Source organism: Sulfitobacter sp. 1A15258, from assembly GCF_043557045.1.
GTDB classification, from domain to species: Bacteria; Pseudomonadota; Alphaproteobacteria; order Rhodobacterales; family Rhodobacteraceae; genus Sulfitobacter; species Sulfitobacter faviae.
This window is the reverse complement of the sequence record NZ_JBIFFK010000002.1, coordinates 234,147-251,866: the sequence shown is the minus strand read 5'-3', so window position 1 is coordinate 251,866 and position 17,720 is coordinate 234,147. Positions and strand designations below refer to the sequence as shown.

Below are 17,720 nucleotides of genomic sequence, written 5' to 3'. Positions count from 1 at the left end.
GACAGATCGAAAGGACCGCCCTATGACATTCCGTACCGTTCTGACGACCTGTAGCGCGATTGCCGTTCTCGGCATTTCCGCCGGTTTCATCCGCGCCCAGAATTACGAGGCCGCGCCGGGCATTTCGGCAATGGAGCAGCGCTTGGAGGATGAGTTTCTGCGGTTCAACGCGACGGTGAACACCGATGTCGACGATGATGTGCTGGAGCTTGGGCGGCTGGTCGCGATGGGCGGCTCCGAGGCGGGCGACAGCGGCATGGCTTGCATCACCTGCCACGGCGGCGACGGCGCGGGCGACGGTTCGGGCGCTTTCCCACGGCTCGCGGGTCAGGCCGGGTGGTACACTTACAAGCAGCTCAAGGACTACGCCTCGGGCGACCGGCAGAACCGGGTCATGTCGGGCATCGCCAGAAAACTGACCGAAGAAGAGATGGAGGCCGTCGCTGCCTATTACGCCACCATTTCGGCCCCCTATACCCCGCCTTTGGGCGATGTGGACGGCATGACCCTGCAATGGGGCGGCCAGCTTGGCGCTGTCGGCTCGGCGGAACGTGGCGTGCCCGCTTGTGTGAATTGTCACGGACCAAGCGGCCTCGGCAACCCGCCTTCGGTGCCCTACCTTGCCGGGCAATATGCCAGCTACATGGCGCATCAATTGCAGATGTGGAAAGAGGGCAAGCGCGACAATGACGTGGACAATGTCATGTCCGCCATCGCCAAAAAGATGACCCAGAAAGACATCGACGCCGTCAGCGCCTATTACAACCGTGTCCGCCCGACGCAGCCGCTGCCGCCCGAAACCTCACCTCTGTTGGAGCCTTCAACGGCGCCGACGCAGTGAGCTGAGGCATGCGCGTCTTTACCGTCATATCGGTTCTGCTGCTGACCGGCCTCGCGATGGTCTGGTCGGCCCTGCCGCCGCAAAGCAGCCTTGCCGCCGCTGTGTCAGGCCCGATCCGGGAAGCCTCTCGGCAGGTTTCGGACTGGGCCCGGATCAACATTCGCCAAGGTCTGGTGGAAAAGACCCCGGATTACGAAGCCGCCTCGCGCCGGTTTCTGGATGCCGACCCGCAGCGCGGGGTTGCCCTGATCCGGCTTCATGGCTGCGGCGCTTGCCACCACGTACCGGGGCTGCGTGACGCCCAAGGCACCGTTGGCCCCGACCTGCATGATTTTACCCGACAATCCTATGTTGCGGGCGTTTTACCGAACCGCCCCGGCGATCTGACCCGTTGGTTGATGAACCCGCCCGCCCATAGCCCTGAGACCGCCATGCCGAACCTTGGTCTGAAACGTGACGAAGCGCGCGACATTGCCGCCTATCTTCTGGGATCGGAGGTGCGCGAATGAGCGAGACCGCACAGTCCACGCTTGGCGAATACGGCGTGCAATCCGCCCTCGCGCCAGAGGGGGTCGGCGCCACGGCGATCAACGGGCTGACCATCGGCATGACGGTCGCTTTCGGCGTGGTCTTCGTGCTGCTGCTGCTCTTCGTCTGGGGCGTTCTGGCCGGTAAGCTCGCCCCGCGCAAATGGTGGATCTGGGCGGGGGGCATTGCCCTGCCGCTCGTCTCAGTGCTGATCCTGATGGGCTTTTCCACCGTCATCCTGCAACGCATCACCTTGGAAGACCCCGAGGCGCTGGTCATCGAAGTGACCGGCAAACAATTCTGGTGGGACGTGGTCTATGACCCCGAAGGCTGGGCCATGCGCGGCGCCAATGAGATCGTCATCCCCAAAGGCCGCCCGGTGACCTTTCGCTTGAAATCCAGCGACGTGATCCATTCCTTCTGGGTGCCCAAGCTTACCGGCAAGATGGATATGATCCCGGGCCGGGTGAACAGCCTGCCGGTCATGGCGACCGAAACAGGGCGTTTCCGCGGGCAATGCGCTGAGTTTTGCGGGCTGTCGCACCCCAAAATGGCCTTTGAGGTCGTCGTGATGGAGCCCGAAGACTTCGACGCTTGGATGCAGCGCAGCAGTGGCGAGGCGCGTGACGCGGCCACCACGGAGTTGACCCGCGGGCGCGATGTCTTTGTCGAGGCGGGATGCCCCGCCTGCCATACCATCCGCGGCGTGGCTGAGACCGGAACGCTTGGGCCTGACCTGACCCGCGTGGGCGCGCGCGGCAGTCTTGGCGCGGGGATGTACCGCATGAACCAAGGCACGCTCGCGGGTTGGATCGCGGATCCGACCGCGATGAAACCGGGGGCCAAGATGCCTTCTTACAACCATCTGCCGGGGCCCGACCTGCGCGCGCTCTCGGCCTATCTGGCGAGCCTTAAATGACGGACCGTAAAGCATATGTCGTGGATCTGCCCGAGGATCAGACCTATTCCGGCAGCGCCAAGGGCGCGCCTGACAAGGGGTTCGAGCAGATTTGGGACGCCCCACCGGGCATCCGCTATCTGTCCTCGGTCAGTCACCGGGTGGTGGGCAAACGCTTCCTCGTCACCGGCTTCGTCTTTTTCCTGATCGCTGGTTTCCTCGCCCTGCTGGTGCGCACGCAGCTCATCGTGCCGGACAATACTTTCCTCGATTCCGAGACCTACAATCAGGTCTTCACGATGCATGGCACGATCATGATGTTCCTTTTCGCGATCCCCATGCTTGAGGGGTTCGCGGTGCATCTCATCCCGCTCATGGTGGGCGCGCGCGACCTTGTGTTTCCGCGGCTCGGGGCCTTTGGCTATTACTGCTACCTCTTCGGCGGCATCATCGTGCTGTCGTCCTTCGTCTTCGACGCCGCGCCCGCGGGGGGCTGGTTCATGTATGTGCCGCTCTCGACCAGCGCCTATACGCAGGACCTCTCGGCGGATTTCTGGCTTATCGGCATCACCTTCGCCGAGATCGCGAGCGTCACCGCAGCGGTCGAGATCATCGCCGCCATCCTCTGCACCCGCGCACCGGGGATGAGCCTTACCAAGATGCCGATTTTCATGTGGTATCTGCTGATCACCGCCTTCATGATCGCCGTGGGCTTTCCGCCGCTGATCATCGGCTCGATCCTTCTGGAGGCCGAGCGCCTTTTGGGTCTGCCCTTCTTCGACATCGCGCTTGGCGGCGATCCCCTGCTCTGGCAGCACCTGTTCTGGCTCTTCGGCCACCCGGAGGTCTACATCATCTTCCTGCCCGCCGCGGGCATGGTGGCGACGATGCTACCGACTTTCGTGGGCAAGCCGCTCTTCGGCTACGGGTTTGCCGTGGCGGCGGTGGTGACGATGGGTTTTCTCAGCTTCGGCCTCTGGGCGCACCACATGTTCGCCACGGGCCTGCCGGTGATGTCGCTGACGCTGTTCTCCGCCGCCTCTACGATGGTGGCGATCCCGACGGGGGTACAGATCTTCTGCTTCCTCGCCACGCTGGCGCAGGGAAAACCGCGGATGGAGGTGCCGATGCTCTTCATCCTCGGCTTCCTGTTCATCTTCGTGCTGGGCGGCCTCACCGGTGTGATGGTGGCCGCCGTGCCATTCAACCTACAGGCCCATGACAGCTACTTCGTGGTGGCGCATCTGCACTATGTGCTGATCGGCGGCTTCGTCTTCCCGATGTTCGGCGCGCTTTATTACTGGATGCCGCATTTCACCGGGCGGATGATGTCGGACACGCTGGGCCGCTGGGTCTTTTGGCTGATGTTCATCGGGTTCAACGTAACCTTCTTCATGATGCATCTCACCGGCATGCGTGGCATGCCGCGGCGGATCGCCAGCTACCCCGAGGGGCTGGGCTGGGACCGGCTCAACATGCTGTCGTCGATCGGCTCTTACATCCTCGCCGCGGGCGTGGTGCTCTTTGTCTTCGACTTCTTCTGGCACCAACGTCACGGACTGCGGGCGCGGCGCAACCCTTGGGGCGCGGGCACGCTCGAATGGCTCTATCCGCCGATCCCGCCGGGGTTCAACTTTCACGCCATTCCCTCCGTTCGCTCGCGCGAACCGCTCTGGGATCAGCCCGAGTTGCTGGACCGCCCGCCCCATAAGGTCGAAGGCGCGCTGCGCCCCACCACCGACCACCGGCGCGAGACTATGGGCAATGACCCTGTGACCGGCGCGCCGATGCAGATCGTGCGCCTGCCCCATCCGACATGGGTGCCGCTGATCACCGCCTTCGGTCTGGCGCTTGGCTTTGGCGCGACGCTGGCTTCGGCCTATTGGCTGGTGGCGGTCGGTTTCGCCATCGCGCTGGCGGGGATCACCGCGTGGATTTGGGAGCCGTCGGACAGCGGCGTGCAGCGCGACAGCGGCTTGGGCAAACTGCGCCTGCCGGTCAATATCGTCGACCCGCGCAGTCACCTGCATTTGGCGGTGGTGGGCACGATGCTGATCTCCGCCGCGCTCTTTGCCTCACTGCTCTTTGCCGGGCTTTACCTGTGGAACACCCAGCCCCATTGGGCCGAGACGACACCCGCTGCTGATCCGCTCATGGCGGGTCTGGCGGCCCTCGCCGCTCTGGGCCTGCTGCTGTTCAGTTGGGCCAGCCGCCGGGCGGCCTATGGGGCTAAGGTCAAATCGGTCATCGCCGTCGATCTGGGACTGGCCGTGGGCGCCATCGCCCTGGGCGCGCTGTTGTTCCTGTCGATCCAAGAGGTCGATCCCTATGGGTCGGCCTATGCCGCCGTGGGCTGGGCGCTTTTCGCCTTCGTCGCGGGATACCTTGCCGTGGTGCTCTACTGGTCGCTCATCAATGCGCTGCGCAAAGCCGTGGGCGCGGTCCAGCCGGGGCAGATGCTGCCCAACCTGCTCATCGCCACATTCGCCAAGGTGGTGGCCATCATGGGCGGGGTCACGGCGGCGGCCTATCTGCTGGCAGGAGGCGCGATATGAGAGGTCTGACCAAAGGCATCGCCAAACCGGCCCTGCTCTGGGCGCTGCATTTCACGCTGATCTACGCGCTGATCTCAGCCGCCTGCGCGCCGCGCGCACTGCTGGGGCAGGACCACCTGCTGATCATCGCCGTCGTGCTGACGCTTGCCATGGCGATGGTGCAAATCTTTTGGATGTGGCGGGGCGCACATAGCGGTCGGCGGTCGGACCTGAACCGGGATGAGACCGCCCTTTTGCGCGCGGGATGGTGGACCGGGCTGATCTCGCTCATCGCCACGCTGGCCAATCTAACCCCGGTGCTGATCCTGCCCGGCTGCCACGGATAGAGAGAGAGGAGACCCCTCATGCAACAGGACGCCTATACGCCATTCTGCGGCACACCGCCCCTCCCCGGAGAGCTGCTGACCCGCTGGACCCTCGACCCCTTTCTGCTAGTCGGGCTGCTGGCATTCGCGGCCCTGCTCTGGACGCGGGCCGAGCGGCGGGGCCAAGCGCTGAGCGGTGCTGCGCTGGTGGCCTTCTTGTTCATCTCCCCGCTCTGCGCGGCCTCGATGGCGCTGTTCTCGGCCCGGGTGGGGCAGCATATTCTGCTCACGCTGATTGCCGCGCCGATGATCGCGGCGGCGCTGCCGAAAGTACGGCTGCCGCTCTGGCCCCTCGCCTTGGTCTTCGCCCTGCTCTTTTGGGGATGGCACAGCTCGACGCCCTATGCGGCGACCTTGCGGTCCGACCTTGTCTATTGGGCGATGCATCTGTCGCTGACGGGCTGCGCGATTGCGCTTTTCATGGGGTTTCGCGGTGCCGGGGCGCAGGCGGCGGTGCCTGCGGTCTTTACCGCGGCACAGTTGACCGCCTTCGCGGTGACCCTCACCCTCGCCCCCACGGCGTGGCATGGTTGGCACGAGCTGACCGCCCTGCCCTATGGGCTTTCCGCCTTGGCTGACCAGCAACTCGCGGGCGCGTTGATGTGGGTCGCGGGCGGCGGGCTGTTCATGGTGCTGGTGGCGTTACAGGTGCGGCAACTGTTGCGGCAAGATACACTGGCCCAAAGCGCGGGCTGAGCGGGTCAGCCTGCCGCGAAGGCTCTGGTCAGGTCTTCCTGCCTGTCGCGCGGCAGCACCACGATCAGAACGTCGCCCTCCTGCAAAGTGACATCCCGGCCCGGCAACTGCTCTTCCCCGTCGCGGATCAGCGCGACAAGGCGGCCTTGGCCCGGCAGGTCCAACCGCGCCCCGGCCAAACGCTCGGGCACGGTGACACGGGTCAGCAGCAGATCGTCCTGTAGCAGCGGCTCTTTCATCGCGTCGTCATCGCCGGTCAGCATATCCACGATGTCTTCGGCGACTTTGGCATGGGGGTTGATCACATCGTCCAAACCCAATTCGCAACAGACCCGCAGCAGCGCATTCGAGGTGATCTGCGGGATCACCCGACCATAACCGATAGAGCGGCCAATGAGCGCCGCCAGAATGTTTATCTCGGAGGCGTTGGTTACGGCGATGCACACATCGTCTTCGTCGCGAAAGGCTTCGCGCAGCACGTCTGGGTTGCTGCCATCACCCTCTATCATGCCGCAGTCGATCCGCTCTGCCGCCTGCTCCAACAACTCGCGCGACTTGTCGATCAACACGACCTCGCGGTCGGTTTCGATCAACTCCTCCGCAATGGCGAGGCCAAAGCTCGACGCGCCGATGATGACGATACGCATGGGTAATCTCCTAACTTGGGCGGGTCCAACTGCGTGGCAGCAAAAGCGCCAGCACCGCGATGAATTCCAACCGGCCCAGCCACATGGCAAAGGCGACCGAGAGTTTCAGATCGCCGGGCATGTCGGCTCCCACCGCCCCGGTTGAGAGGCCCACGGTCGAAAGCGCTGAAATCGTGTCGAACAAGGCCGGCAACGGGGGGTAGCCATGGGCCACGAAGTGAAACCACAAGAGCCCCGCAAAGCTAAAATAGATGAGCACCAGCGCCAAAAGCGACACGACCGCTTCGGTTGAGACGGGCCGGCCACTGTGGCGCAGGGGGGCGATGGCATGTTCAGTGAGCCGGACATGCTGCACCGCATGGACCACTGCGCCGATACAGACATGCAGACGGCTGAGCTTTAGCCCCCCCGCCGTCGATCCGGCATCGCCGCCACAAAGCATCGCCAGCAACAGGATCAGCAACGCGGGACCAGCATCATAGACCGGCCCCGTGGAAAAACCCGCCGTTGTCAGCCCCGAAATCAGGTTCAGCGCATGGGCGTAGAGCGTAAGCTCACGATCTTGGGAGGTGGTCAGCACCGCGGCGAGGTAAATGACCAAGGCCAGTGCAATCGCCACCAGCACCCGCTGGACCGAGCCGAGCTTCCAAGCCTCACGGTGCCTCCCTTGGCCGACAAAGACAAAGACCAGCAGCGATATCGCGCCCAAGACGCAGGACAGGATGACCATGCCCTGCCCGAGCGGCGAATAGCTGGCCAGACTGTCGGCCCGGGGGGAAAACCCTGCGGTCGAAATCGCGGCGAGGGTCAGCACCAATGCCTCACGCCAATCGGGGATCACCACCATGGTCAGCAGCACCATCACCACCGTCAGCGCGCTATAGACAGTCAGAAGCTGCCGTGCCTGCTCTCGGGTTGAGGAAATGCGATCCCCCTGCTGGATATCGACCCGCCCCAGACGCCGCGCAGGTCGGCCCCGCGGCAGCAGCAGGGCCAGCACCGCCGTGGCGATCACCAACCCGCCGCACCACTGCATCCAACCGCGCAAGACATGGCCCGCGAAGGGCCAGCTTTCCGCCTCTTGCGCGACGGTAAGGCCGGTGGTGGTGATGCCGCTCACCGCCTCGAAAAACGCATCTATGGGGGGCATGCCAAGGGTGACGAAAGCGGGTGTGGTCAACAGCGCGGCGATGAGAAAGACCAAGGCCACGGTCATCATCGCTTCCATCCCGCGCAGATCATCGGGCAGCGGGCGCGACCGCACCGCGACATGCACCACGCCCGAGAAGACAACAGGCGCGAGCAGGACCAGCGCCAGCAGCAAATCCCCCTCGGCCAATGCCCAAGCGCCGGGTGGCAGGCACAACGCGCCAAAGATCGGCGCGTGTTTGCCGAGGGTCAGCGCAATTACACGCGGCCGCGCGACGGTCATCACGGTCGAGGATCCCGACCGGAAGAAAGAGGCCGGGCGAATTGCCATCAGCTTGGGGCCATCTGTATCCGTAGTGGTGTAGCTTTATTCCGCATCAGGCGGCGTCTGCTGGTAGTATAGGGCAACCGCGCGGATTTCCTCATCGCTAAGCGATTTTGCGATGTCTTCCATGACGTTGAGCGGCCCATTTGCCCGGTCGCCGTTCTGCCAAGCCACCAGTTGATCGGCGATATACTGCGCCGATTGCCCTGCCAAACGCGGGATCGCCGCGCCGCTTGTGTCGCTGCCACCGTGGCATTGGTTGCAGGCTGGCACGCTGTCACTGCCAGAGGCCGCAAGCGCGCCGCCCTGTTGCACCACATCGGTCGGGGCACCGTGATCGAACTTGGACAGTTTCGGCGCGACGGAGGCGTAGTAATCCGCCACGGCCAAACGCTCTTTTTCAGTCAACCGCGTGGCGATGGGCACCATGATCGGGGAAAACCGTTCACCCGCCATGAAAGCCTGAAGCTGCGCTTCGATATAGTCGGCAGGCAACCCTGCCAGACCGGGCATCTCGCCCAAGCCCGCGCCTGCGTCATCCAGCCCGTGGCAGGCCATGCATTTCATGCCGACACCGCCCTGCTGCGCGCCGCCCGAGGCGACGGTGCGGCCCAAAGCGGTATCCGGGGCACGTTCCACGCCGCCATCATCGGCATCGTCAAAGAGCGGTGGCGGAGACTGCGCCGCGGCAGCACAGGCGATGAAGGTGGTAAAGGGAACAAGAATTGAGAGTCGCATGGTCTACCCCTCTTCCAGATCGGCGAACTCGGCGCGCATACGCTTGACCTCTTCGGCGGTGACATCGCCTTCGTAGTCATTGCCCAAGTTGGTTTGGATGTAGGACACGATGGCGGCGACCTGTTCATCGTCCAGCCAATCGGCAAAGGCCGGCATGGCGCCATTGCCTTCGAGGATCAGGTTCACCGGATAGCGCTTGTGCCCCAGCCGCGGGTTGGCGGCCAAAGCGGGGTATTTCCCGGCCCCATATGCCCCCTCGCCCTCTGGCCCGTGACAGCCCGAACAGGCGCGGCGGTAAAGATCGGACCCTTCGCTATCGGTGAATTTCTCGGTGGTGGAGCCCAGATCACGCCGACCGGCATCGACCTGAGAATTGTCCTCCTGCGCAAGGCTCGGCGTGGCGAGCGCCATGAGCAGGGGAAAGATCAGATAACGCATGGTTCAACCCTCCTTCACCGCGCGGTCATGGACCTGTCGCACCGCGTCCAGCGCAGAGAGCAGAGAGCCTTCCTGCCAGCCCGGCAGATAGCTGATATGCTCCCCCGCGCAGACGAAACGGTTGTCCATGGTCGCGGCGATCTCATAATCGCGGCCCCGGTCATCCCAATCGGAATAACAGCCCAACATCCACGGCACCCGGTGCCAACTCAGCACCACACCGCTGCTGAATTCATCCCGGTACTGCGGGTGGATCCGCGCGCCCTGCTCCAACACGGTTTCCAGCCGCTCTTCGGGCGACATCGAGTTGAAGGCATAGGCATGCGGCCCATAGGCATAGCAGCCCAGCAGCACACCCGGCCCATCGGAATGCATTTCAGCCGAGGGATAGCTGATCTCGGCAATCGGCAGGTCGGTCAGGGTGATGCCGCCGTAAATCTGCTCATCCCGTTCCCAAAAGCGGCGCTTCATCTCAAGCCCGGCTTTCACCGCCTCATGGTAATGCAGCGCCCGCATGACGCGGCGCATGTCGGCAGAGACATCGACATCAAGCTGGCTGAGCACGGTGAAGGGGATGGTGCAGATACAGTAATCCGCCGTTTCAACCCCGCCCTCGCCTTCGCCATCGGCGCTGGAATACTCGACCTCGACCCCGCTTTCGGTCTGCCGGATCCGGTCAACCTTGGCGTTATAGGTGATCGTATCCTCCACCTCGCGGGCGAAGGCATGGGCGATCTCCTCCATGCCGCCCACGGGCTGGAACATCGGCGCATGGTGGCGGTAGGTCGTGTGATTGCGCATCTTTTCCCAAAAGCGGGATTTCAGCAGGTCTTCCAAGGCAATCGGCTCGGAAGGTTCAGGCGCGGCGTTGTAAAGCCCCCCGCCCGGCGCGCCATTCTCAGGATAGCCGCGGTATTCAGCGGTATCGAGACTGGCCTGATAGCTGTAATCGTTGTTTAGGATGCCAAAGGATTTCAGGGATTCCAAAAGGATCTCAGTGTCCTCTTTGGTCAGCGCGCTATCAAGCCGCCCTTTATCGACCGATTTGGCCAGCAATTCCGTGATCTGGCCCACGTAATCTGCCCAAGCATGGCCATAGCGAATTGGTTTGCCGTCGAATGCCGTTTGCGAATGGAGATAGGCGTTTTGGTTTTCCTGAACGAATACTTCAAGCGGCACGTTCAACCGGTGGCAATAGTCCAAGAGCGCCAGATGGTGATGCGGGATGCGCCACGGGCCGATGTTGATATATTGCCCTTTGGAGAATTCGACCTTTTGCTTATAGCCGCCCAATTCTTCGAATTCATCGCCGCCTTTGAGGGTCCAACAGCGGCCCCCGGCGCGCTTTTGATACTCTAGGATGCTGACTTCGTAGCCCGCGTTGCGCAGTTCCAGCGCGGCGCACATGCCCGCAAGACCCGCCCCCAGCACAACAACCTTGCGCCCCTGAGGCGCGCCGGAAAGTTCGATGGGGCCTTTGTAAGGGCTTTGCCGGGCATGCCCGAGGGAGGACATGGCGTGCAGCATGGTGGAGGAACCAGCGGCCAGACCGATCATTTTCAAAAGATCGCGCCGTGAGGGGGGCCGGACGTTGGAGGGGTGGGACATAAAGACCGCTCCTATTTCAGGTAAATTTTTTGACCAATTAACGAAAGAACGCCCGCCGTTGGTCATTGTTCCAAGAAGGTCGGAAAAATCACGATCCGCCGCGATTGAGGTTCATGGCATCAAGCATGACATTGACCTGCGCGGCGGCCTGCGGCGGCACGAGGCCGGTCGCATCCTTGCCTTCCAAAGTGTCCAAAAACGGCTCCACCCCCTCGCCCGCATCAAGTGGGGGAAGCTCTATGCTTTCGACCGGTTTCTGCTGGCCTCTGAGGCCGAGGTCCAGCACATCCGCCCGCAGACGCGCCCAACCGGCCTCGCCCACGATGTCCAACTCAAGGCGCATTTCGCTATCCGTCCAGCCCGCCTCGACCACGCCGGTGGCGGGCGGGGCCGCGAATTCGATCAGGGCCGCGCCGTGGTCATCCATCGGCCAACCAAGCGCGTTGCCCGTGACCGCATGGCCCGAGGCGATGGGGCCGACAAGCCATTGCAAAAGGTCGATGACATGCACCGCCTCATCCACGAACCCGCCATAGCAGGCGCGCGCCGGGTCGGTCATCCAGCAATCGAGGTCCAGCCAATCGGCATAGCCGCCGTCATGGGAAAAGCGTCCGCGGGCCTCTAACACCTGGCCCAATGCGCCCCGCGCGATACTCTCGCGTAGGTGGTTGAGCGCTGCGGACCTGCGCAGGAAATACCCCGTCGCCAAGACCAAGCCCTTTTCGCAGGCCAAGTCAGCGCAGCGGCGCGCCGCTTCGGCGCTGCCCGCCATCGGCTTTTCGACAAAGACCGGCAGACCGGCGTTCAGGGCGGCGGTGATGTCCTCCTCATGAAACACCGTTTCGCTGCACACAATCGCGCCGCGCACATCCAATCGGGCAAGATCAGACAAGGCCACCCGACTGGCCTTGAGCTGGCCACAAAGCGCCTCTTGGCGGGCCTCATCCCGGTCGAAAACCTGCGAGACGCGCCAGCCGCGCTGTTCGATATGCGCCAGATGGTCGGACAGATGCACATGCGCCCCGCCGAGCAGAACCAAATTCTTGTCAGTTGTCATAACTGTTTCCCCCCGCATCAATCGCCCAACAGAAAACGTGACAGCGTGATCTGAACCGCGAAAACAGTGTCACCGCCTTCGGTGTGGTTCACGTAGCTGAGCAATGACGCATCGAGCGGCGCGTTGCCCTCGTCGAGATCGTAGTTCACCCCGACCTCATAGCCCGTATAATCCAGAATATCGTCCCGCTCGACAAAGGCATAGGCATCAACGCGGTCGTTGAACGTATAGCCGCCTTCGAGCTTATAGACCCAATCGCCCCGCTCCGGCTCGACCCCCAGATCGACGGTGGCTCGCCACTCTTCGCTCAGGCTATAGTCGAATTTGCCATGCAACTCGCCGCGCACATCGCCCGTCTCATCGCGCAGAAAGCGGGTGTAATAGGCGTCATAGGCCAGTTTCTCCGTGAGATCGCCACGGTGGCCCAGCGTCAGTTCGAATTGCGCGTCATCCCTTGGGTCGTCCAGCGATAGAACGAGGGCGTGGAAATAGGCCGGGCCATAGGCGACCTCCGCAAAAGCCTCGATCTCCGCGCTTTCGGCGGCACCGGGGCCATCGTTGAGACGGTAAAAGAATTTCGGCGTGACGCCCACCTCTAGGCTCCAATCCGAGGCGGAGGTGTTCCGCTCCATCTCAGGGGCTGTGGTGGTTGTCTGATCCACCGTTTGCGCCAAGGCCCCAGCGGGGGCCAGAAGGCATATGAGCGATAGGGTTTTGTGAAACTGTGGCATCCTTTTCTGCCTTTCTATGAAATCGGTTAATATTCGCGGGGTCTAATCTGCCCCTTCTGCGTGCGTGAGATGGCGCCCGGAAAATGCCCGGGCGATACGAAAAAGCAGCGCGATTTTCTCGCGCTGCTTTGCCGTTCACTTCTCTTGCTTCACCACCTTTTGCGGGTTCTTTGGATCGAACTCCTCAGGGCGGTGCGCCGCGCCTTCGTGGTCGTCCTGCGCATTGTGGCGCTCACGATGGGGCGGGCGTTTCTCTTTGGCGTGATCTGGCTCGTTTGGCATGTCACTCTCCTTTTTTGCTATGCGGCGGCGGCCTGCATGCCGGGTTTGAGGACCACTTTGGTCCAGTCGTTCTGATCGAAGCGGAAGTTGTGATAGCCCTTGGCGGCCTGCTCCAGCGGCAGGCGGTGGCTGATCATGAAGCGGGTGTCGATCTCGCCCTCGGCGATGCGGTGCAACAGCTCCTTGGTGTAGCGCTGCACATGGGTCTGGCCGGTGCGGATTTGCAGACCTTTCTCCATCATCGCGCCCAAGGGGAACTTGTCGAGGAAGCCGCCATAGACACCGGGGACCGAGACGCGACCGCCCTTGCGGCAAGCCATGATCGCTTCACGCAGCACATGGCCTCCGTCAGCACCGACGCCGACCGCCTGTTTGACGTTGTCCATCATCGTATCGGGCGCGAAACCGTGGCTTTCCATGCCGACCGCATCAATCACCGCATCGGGGCCGTGACCGCCCGACATCTCCATCAGCGCCTCCAGCACATGGGTCTGGGTGTAGTCGATGACCTTGGCCCCCATCTGCCGCGCGAGGTTCAGCCGGTTCGGGTAGTGGTCGATCGCGATGACCTGCGCGGCCCCCATCTTGAGCGCGCTTTGCACGGCGAAAAGCCCCACCGGGCCACAGCCCCAAACGGCGACGGTGTCGCCCTCTTCGATGTCGGCGTTTTCGGCGGCCATCCAGCCGGTCGGCAGGATATCCGACAGGAATAGCACATCGTCATCGTCGAACCCTTCGGGAATGACGATCGGGCCCACGTCAGAGAAGGGCACCCGCACATATTCTGCCTGTCCGCCGGGATAGCCGCCGGTCAGATGAGAATAGCCAAACAACCCGCCGACCGCGTGGCCGAATTGCTTTTCGGTCAAATCCTGTTTGTCCGCCGGGTTGGAGTTGTCGCAGGCCGAATACTGGGTCTTTTTACAGTGAAAGCAGGAGCCGCAGGAAATGGTGAAAGGCACCACCACCCGCTGGTCTTTCTTAAGGGTGCTCTTGGGGCCGGTCTCGACCACCCGACCCATGAACTCATGGCCCAGAATATCGCCCGCCATGACGCCGGGGATCACGCCATCATAAAGGTGCAGGTCAGAGCCACAGATCGCGGTCGAGGTGACCTCGATAATGGCGTCGCGGGGGTTGACGATTTCCGGGTCGGGGACCGTATCGACCCGCACGTCGTGCTTGCCTTGCCATGTCAGTGCGCGCATGTCTCTCTCCTCACTTGTCCGATTTGCGATTGGCGGAGGTGGCGATTTCGCCGGTCTCCATCAGCATTTTGAACCGCTTCAAATTCCGCCGCCCCTGAAGCGCGGGTTCGGTCTGAAACAGCTTGGCGATCCAGCGCCCCAGCTCCCCGGCGGGCGGGTTATAGGCGATGATCGCCTCCACCTCGGTGCCCCGGTCGCCCGGCGCGTCGCGGAACGAGACTTTGCCCTCCGTATCAATCTGCGAACTGTCGAGGGCGCGCCACGCGATCTCTTCCCCCGGTTTGTCGCTGACCACCTCGGTCTCGACCCGCAGGTCTGTCCCCGCCGGGCCTGCGATCATCCAACGGAACTGACCCTTCGCGGTGTCGATTGGCTCGACCACCTTCACGTTCTCCATGAACTCTGAGAGCTTCGTGAAGTCGCGCCAGTGGCGGTAGAGCTCGTCACGCGGGCGGTCGATCGTCACCGTGCGTCCGACAACGGCATAATCCCCGAAACGCGCCTGTTTCGCACTGCGCCCGGGCGCGGAATCTGCTGGCCGATGGCTCAGCCCGTCACGATCCCGCCGCGCGGCGTAGAGCGCATAGGCAGAGGCCCCGGCAAGCGCGCCGACGCCAAGCCCCCAGAATAGCGAGCTTTGCCGCTCTGTCCGCGCGTCCCGCGCGCCTTCGGCGGCGCTGCGTTGATCGTAAGGATAAGATGTCATCAAGAAACCTCCTGTTGCTGAATATGGCAGACCGAGTGTTTCAACTGAAACGCGAGGATCGCGACAGGTGTTCCGAAGAAGTGGCTCCGAAGCGCGGCTCCGGCGGAAATCAACCGATCGCGCGCGGGGGTCGGGCTGCCCCTAACAGGAACCTTTCGGGAAACCGCCCGTTGATCCCCTGCGATCCGGCCCAAAGGAATAATGTAATGACGCCCCGCGAAACTACGCCACATGGTGCCAAAGGCGTGGACAATCCAATTGGTTTGAAAGTTTTGATCCCCCTCGCTGCCCTGTGCCTGCTCGCCGCTTGCGACGATCTGCGGTTCCCTCGGGATGTGGAAGACACCCTCGAAACCGTTCTTTCTGACCAGAAAATGACCGTGGCGGTATCGGAAAACCCACCATGGATCGTGCTGGCAGACGGCCAGCCGCCGCAGGGGGTCGAAGCCGACCTGACCCGCGCCTTCGCCGAAACCTTGGGGGTGGCCATCGAGTGGAAACACCTCGGCGCCTTCGCAGCGTTGGAGGGGTTGGAGAAGGGCGACATCGACCTCGCCATCGGGGGTTTCACCCGCAAGGACGTGACCCCGGTAAAAGGTGCCGCGCCGAGTTACCCCTATTTCGAGGAGTCCTTTGTCATCGGCAGCCGGGGGCCAGACGCCCTGCCCCATGACATCGAAGGCCAACGCGTTTTCGTACCGCCCCACCTGCCCCTCGCCGCACTGGTTGAGGAGGAAGGTGGCATTCCGGTGGATCAATGGGCGGAAGGTCTCAACCTCGCCGCCGTCCCCCATTGGCAACTTGATGGGAAAGACCTTACCGCCACCGAAACCACGCTACAGCGGGCGCAGCATGTCGTTGCCGTGCAGCAGGGCGAAAACGCTTGGCTGTTGGAGATCGAAGGCTTCCTTCGAGATGAGGCCGGAACCATCGGGGCGCGTCTGCGCGCATCCGCTCCATGACCCGCTCCATCCGCACCATGCCCGAAGCGCAGAAAAAAGCGCTGCACCGCGCGCGCTGGCTTGAGGTCATCTGGATCGCGGTCTTGGGGTCGATCGTGGCGGCGATCTATTTTGCGGTGGGCAGCAGCCAAGCGATGAAAACCGCATGGATCGAAGACCTGCTCAGCTTTGTGCCGCCCATCGCCTTTCTGGTTGGCTCGTGGATCGAAGGGTGGAAGCCCAACCGCCGTTTCCCACTGGGCTATATCCGCGTCACATCAATCGCTTATCTGATCAGCGCCGTGTCGCTCGGCGGGGTCGGGATTTTTCTTATCGTCGACTCGTCCATCGCGCTCATCAAACAGGAGCACCCCACCATCGGCAGTGTCGAGCTTTTCGGCAGCACCATTTGGTTCGGCTGGGTGATGATCGCGGCGCTGGCCTATAGCGTCGTGATGCCGGTCATTTTCGGCCATCTGAAAATGAAACCCGCCAAGATGCTCCATGACAAGACGCTCTATGCCGATGCCATGATGAACAAGGCAGATTGGATGACAGGGCTTGCCGGGATCGTGGGCATCCTTGGGATCGGGATGGGCTGGTGGTGGGCCGATGCGGTCGCGGCCATCGTGATCGCCTTGGACGTGCTGCATGACGGTTTCAAGCACACCGGCGCGGCGATCCGGGACCTCAGCGATGAGATGCCGCGCACGATAGAGGATAAAGAGTTCGACCCGCTGATCGAAGAGGTGCAAAATACTTTCAACGCGCTGCCATGGGTCCGCGAAAGCCGCCTGCGTCTGCGCGAAGAAGGGCGCTTTCTGACCGGCACGATCTATGTCGTGGCGCATGAAAACGGCGGCACGCCCGAGAGGGTCGAGGCGGCGGAGGCCGAATTGCTCGACCTGCATTGGCGCATTCACGACATCTCGATCATGCCACGGACTGAGATTGCGGAGGCGGTCACGATTGAAGGGGCGGATGACGGCACTCTGCCGCTGCGGTCCGGCGCCCGGCGGCGTCCGGTGGGGTGACCGGGGGCGCATCGCGTCCAATTTAAAACTGACCTACAGCCACGCCCCCGGATTGCGTTTGCCCCGCGCCATCGCACGCGGGGCAACATTCATCTGGCTTATCCGCCGACCAACGTGCCGCCGTTCGGGTGCAACACCTGCCCGCTCATATAAGACGAATCCTCGCAAGCGAGGAACAGCAGCGACGGGGCCACCTCATTCGGCTGACCGGGGCGGCCAAGGGGGGTGTTTTCGCCAAATTCCTCAACCTTATCCGCCGGGAAGGAGGCCGGGATCAGCGGCGTCCAGATCGGCCCCGGGGCCACGCCGTTGACCAAAATCCCCTTGGGCGCCAGCTTGCTCGCCATGGCCCGCAGGAAGGACAGGATCGCCCCTTTGGTCGATGCATAGTCAAGCAGTAGGTCCTGACCCTTATAGGCGGTGATCGAGGTGACACAGATGATCCGCGCGCCCTTTTTCAAATGCGGCAGCGTTGCCTGCGTCATCAGGATCATGCCGATGATATTGGTACGGAACGTGCGTTCGATCTGCGCTTCTTCAATGTCTTCGAGGCTTTCCTGCGCGTGCTGTTCGCCCGCATCATTGACGAGAATGTCAATCTTGCCAAAGCTCTCCATCGTGCGGCTAACGGCATCTTTGCAAAAGGCTTTCTCACCGACATCGCCCTCCAGCAACAGCGCCCGACGGCCCTCGGCTTCGACCAATCGCTTGGTCTCTTCCGCGTCGCGGCTTTCGTTGCGGTAGACGATGGCGACATCCGCCCCCTCGCGCGCATAGAGCAACGCCGTGGCGCGGCCGATCCCGCTGTCGCCCCCGGTGATCAGCGCCACCTTACCCTTGAGCCGGTCGGAACCGGGGTAGCGCGGGGTGTAATCGGGCGCGGGGTCCATCTTATGCTCCCGCCCGGGCTGGCTTTGCGGGCTGTCGAGGGCATCAAAATTCTGATCTGTCATGGTGCATTCCTATCTGTTGT

19 protein-coding genes are annotated in these 17,720 nt (G+C 62.8%); 8 read left to right on the top strand and 11 right to left on the bottom strand.

Translation table 11 applies throughout. The annotated features are described in order from the left end of the window. Positions 1-22: 22 nt before the first annotated feature. Genes ACGYK9_RS05325 through ACGYK9_RS05300 form a run of 6 tightly spaced genes read left to right on the top strand, consistent with a single transcriptional unit; the run spans position 23 to position 5,883 of the window. Entirely contained in the window at positions 23-841 is an 819-nt protein-coding gene (locus ACGYK9_RS05325) for a c-type cytochrome (protein ID WP_394413436.1), read from the top strand. Positions 842-849: 8 nt separating this feature from the next. Continuing rightward, positions 850-1,350, top strand: coding sequence for a c-type cytochrome (locus ACGYK9_RS05320; protein WP_394413433.1), 501 nt, complete (start codon positions 850-852; stop codon positions 1,348-1,350). Next, positions 1,347-2,288: a cytochrome c oxidase subunit II gene (gene coxB, locus ACGYK9_RS05315; RefSeq protein WP_394413430.1), complete on the top strand. Its 942-nt coding sequence runs from the start codon at positions 1,347-1,349 to the stop codon at positions 2,286-2,288. Before ACGYK9_RS05320 ends, coxB begins: the two co-directional genes overlap by 4 nt. Beyond that, positions 2,285-4,822 (top strand): cytochrome c oxidase subunit I, encoded by a 2,538-nt coding sequence (gene ctaD, locus ACGYK9_RS05310; RefSeq protein WP_394413427.1) that lies wholly within the window; start codon positions 2,285-2,287, stop codon positions 4,820-4,822. The genes coxB and ctaD overlap by 4 nt, the downstream gene beginning before the upstream one ends. Continuing rightward, positions 4,819-5,148: a hypothetical protein gene (locus ACGYK9_RS05305; protein WP_271689213.1), complete on the top strand. Its 330-nt coding sequence runs from the start codon at positions 4,819-4,821 to the stop codon at positions 5,146-5,148. Before ctaD ends, ACGYK9_RS05305 begins: the two co-directional genes overlap by 4 nt. 18 nt (positions 5,149-5,166) lie before the next feature. Next, entirely contained in the window at positions 5,167-5,883 is a 717-nt protein-coding gene (locus ACGYK9_RS05300) for a cytochrome c oxidase assembly protein (protein WP_394413424.1), read from the top strand. A gap of 5 nt (positions 5,884-5,888) precedes the next feature. Here the strand turns inward: ACGYK9_RS05300 and ACGYK9_RS05295 are convergent, their stop codons facing one another. From ACGYK9_RS05295 to ACGYK9_RS05250, 10 genes are all read right to left on the bottom strand, one after another. Continuing rightward, entirely contained in the window at positions 5,889-6,530 is a 642-nt protein-coding gene (locus ACGYK9_RS05295; RefSeq protein WP_394413422.1) for a potassium channel family protein, read from the bottom strand. A gap of 10 nt (positions 6,531-6,540) precedes the next feature. After that, entirely contained in the window at positions 6,541-8,010 is a 1,470-nt protein-coding gene (locus tag ACGYK9_RS05290) for a TrkH family potassium uptake protein (RefSeq protein WP_394413419.1), read from the bottom strand. A gap of 36 nt (positions 8,011-8,046) precedes the next feature. Beyond that, the gene (locus tag ACGYK9_RS05285) at positions 8,047-8,742 is read right to left on the bottom strand and encodes a c-type cytochrome (RefSeq protein WP_394413416.1); all 696 of its coding nucleotides are present in this window, start codon (positions 8,740-8,742) and stop codon (positions 8,047-8,049) included. A 3-nt stretch (positions 8,743-8,745) separates the two neighbouring features. Beyond that, entirely contained in the window at positions 8,746-9,180 is a 435-nt protein-coding gene (locus ACGYK9_RS05280) for a cytochrome c (protein WP_209217580.1), read from the bottom strand. Between the two features lie 3 nt (positions 9,181-9,183). Further along, a complete protein-coding gene (locus tag ACGYK9_RS05275; protein ID WP_394413413.1) occupies positions 9,184-10,788 on the bottom strand; it encodes a flavin monoamine oxidase family protein in 1,605 nt (534 codons plus the stop codon). A gap of 88 nt (positions 10,789-10,876) precedes the next feature. Further along, positions 10,877-11,845 (bottom strand): Gfo/Idh/MocA family protein, encoded by a 969-nt coding sequence (locus ACGYK9_RS05270; protein WP_394413410.1) that lies wholly within the window; start codon positions 11,843-11,845, stop codon positions 10,877-10,879. 17 nt (positions 11,846-11,862) lie between these two features. Further along, positions 11,863-12,576, bottom strand: coding sequence for a hypothetical protein (locus ACGYK9_RS05265; RefSeq protein ID WP_394422428.1), 714 nt, complete (start codon positions 12,574-12,576; stop codon positions 11,863-11,865). Between the two features lie 135 nt (positions 12,577-12,711). Continuing rightward, the gene (locus ACGYK9_RS05260; protein WP_156505615.1) at positions 12,712-12,858 is read right to left on the bottom strand and encodes a hypothetical protein; all 147 of its coding nucleotides are present in this window, start codon (positions 12,856-12,858) and stop codon (positions 12,712-12,714) included. Between the two features lie 17 nt (positions 12,859-12,875). Next, positions 12,876-14,066 carry a zinc-dependent alcohol dehydrogenase gene (locus tag ACGYK9_RS05255; RefSeq protein WP_209217583.1) on the bottom strand — a complete coding sequence of 397 codons (1,191 nt, stop codon included), beginning with the start codon at positions 14,064-14,066 and terminating at the stop codon, positions 12,876-12,878. 10 nt (positions 14,067-14,076) lie between these two features. Continuing rightward, positions 14,077-14,772 (bottom strand): SRPBCC family protein, encoded by a 696-nt coding sequence (locus ACGYK9_RS05250; protein WP_394413403.1) that lies wholly within the window; start codon positions 14,770-14,772, stop codon positions 14,077-14,079. A 206-nt stretch (positions 14,773-14,978) separates the two neighbouring features. On the opposite strand from ACGYK9_RS05250, the gene ACGYK9_RS05245 reads away from it, so the two are divergent. Together ACGYK9_RS05245 and ACGYK9_RS05240 are read left to right on the top strand one after the other, a co-directional pair. Next, the gene (locus ACGYK9_RS05245; protein ID WP_394413400.1) at positions 14,979-15,734 is read left to right on the top strand and encodes a transporter substrate-binding domain-containing protein; all 756 of its coding nucleotides are present in this window, start codon (positions 14,979-14,981) and stop codon (positions 15,732-15,734) included. After that, complete coding sequence (locus tag ACGYK9_RS05240; RefSeq protein ID WP_394413397.1) at positions 15,731-16,747, top strand: cation transporter; 1,017 nt, start codon at positions 15,731-15,733, stop codon at positions 16,745-16,747. The genes ACGYK9_RS05245 and ACGYK9_RS05240 overlap by 4 nt, the downstream gene beginning before the upstream one ends. 98 nt (positions 16,748-16,845) lie before the next feature. On the opposite strand, the gene ACGYK9_RS05235 is transcribed toward ACGYK9_RS05240, so the two are convergent. Continuing rightward, entirely contained in the window at positions 16,846-17,700 is an 855-nt protein-coding gene (locus tag ACGYK9_RS05235) for an SDR family oxidoreductase (RefSeq protein ID WP_394413394.1), read from the bottom strand. Between the last annotated feature and the right edge of the window lie 20 nt (positions 17,701-17,720).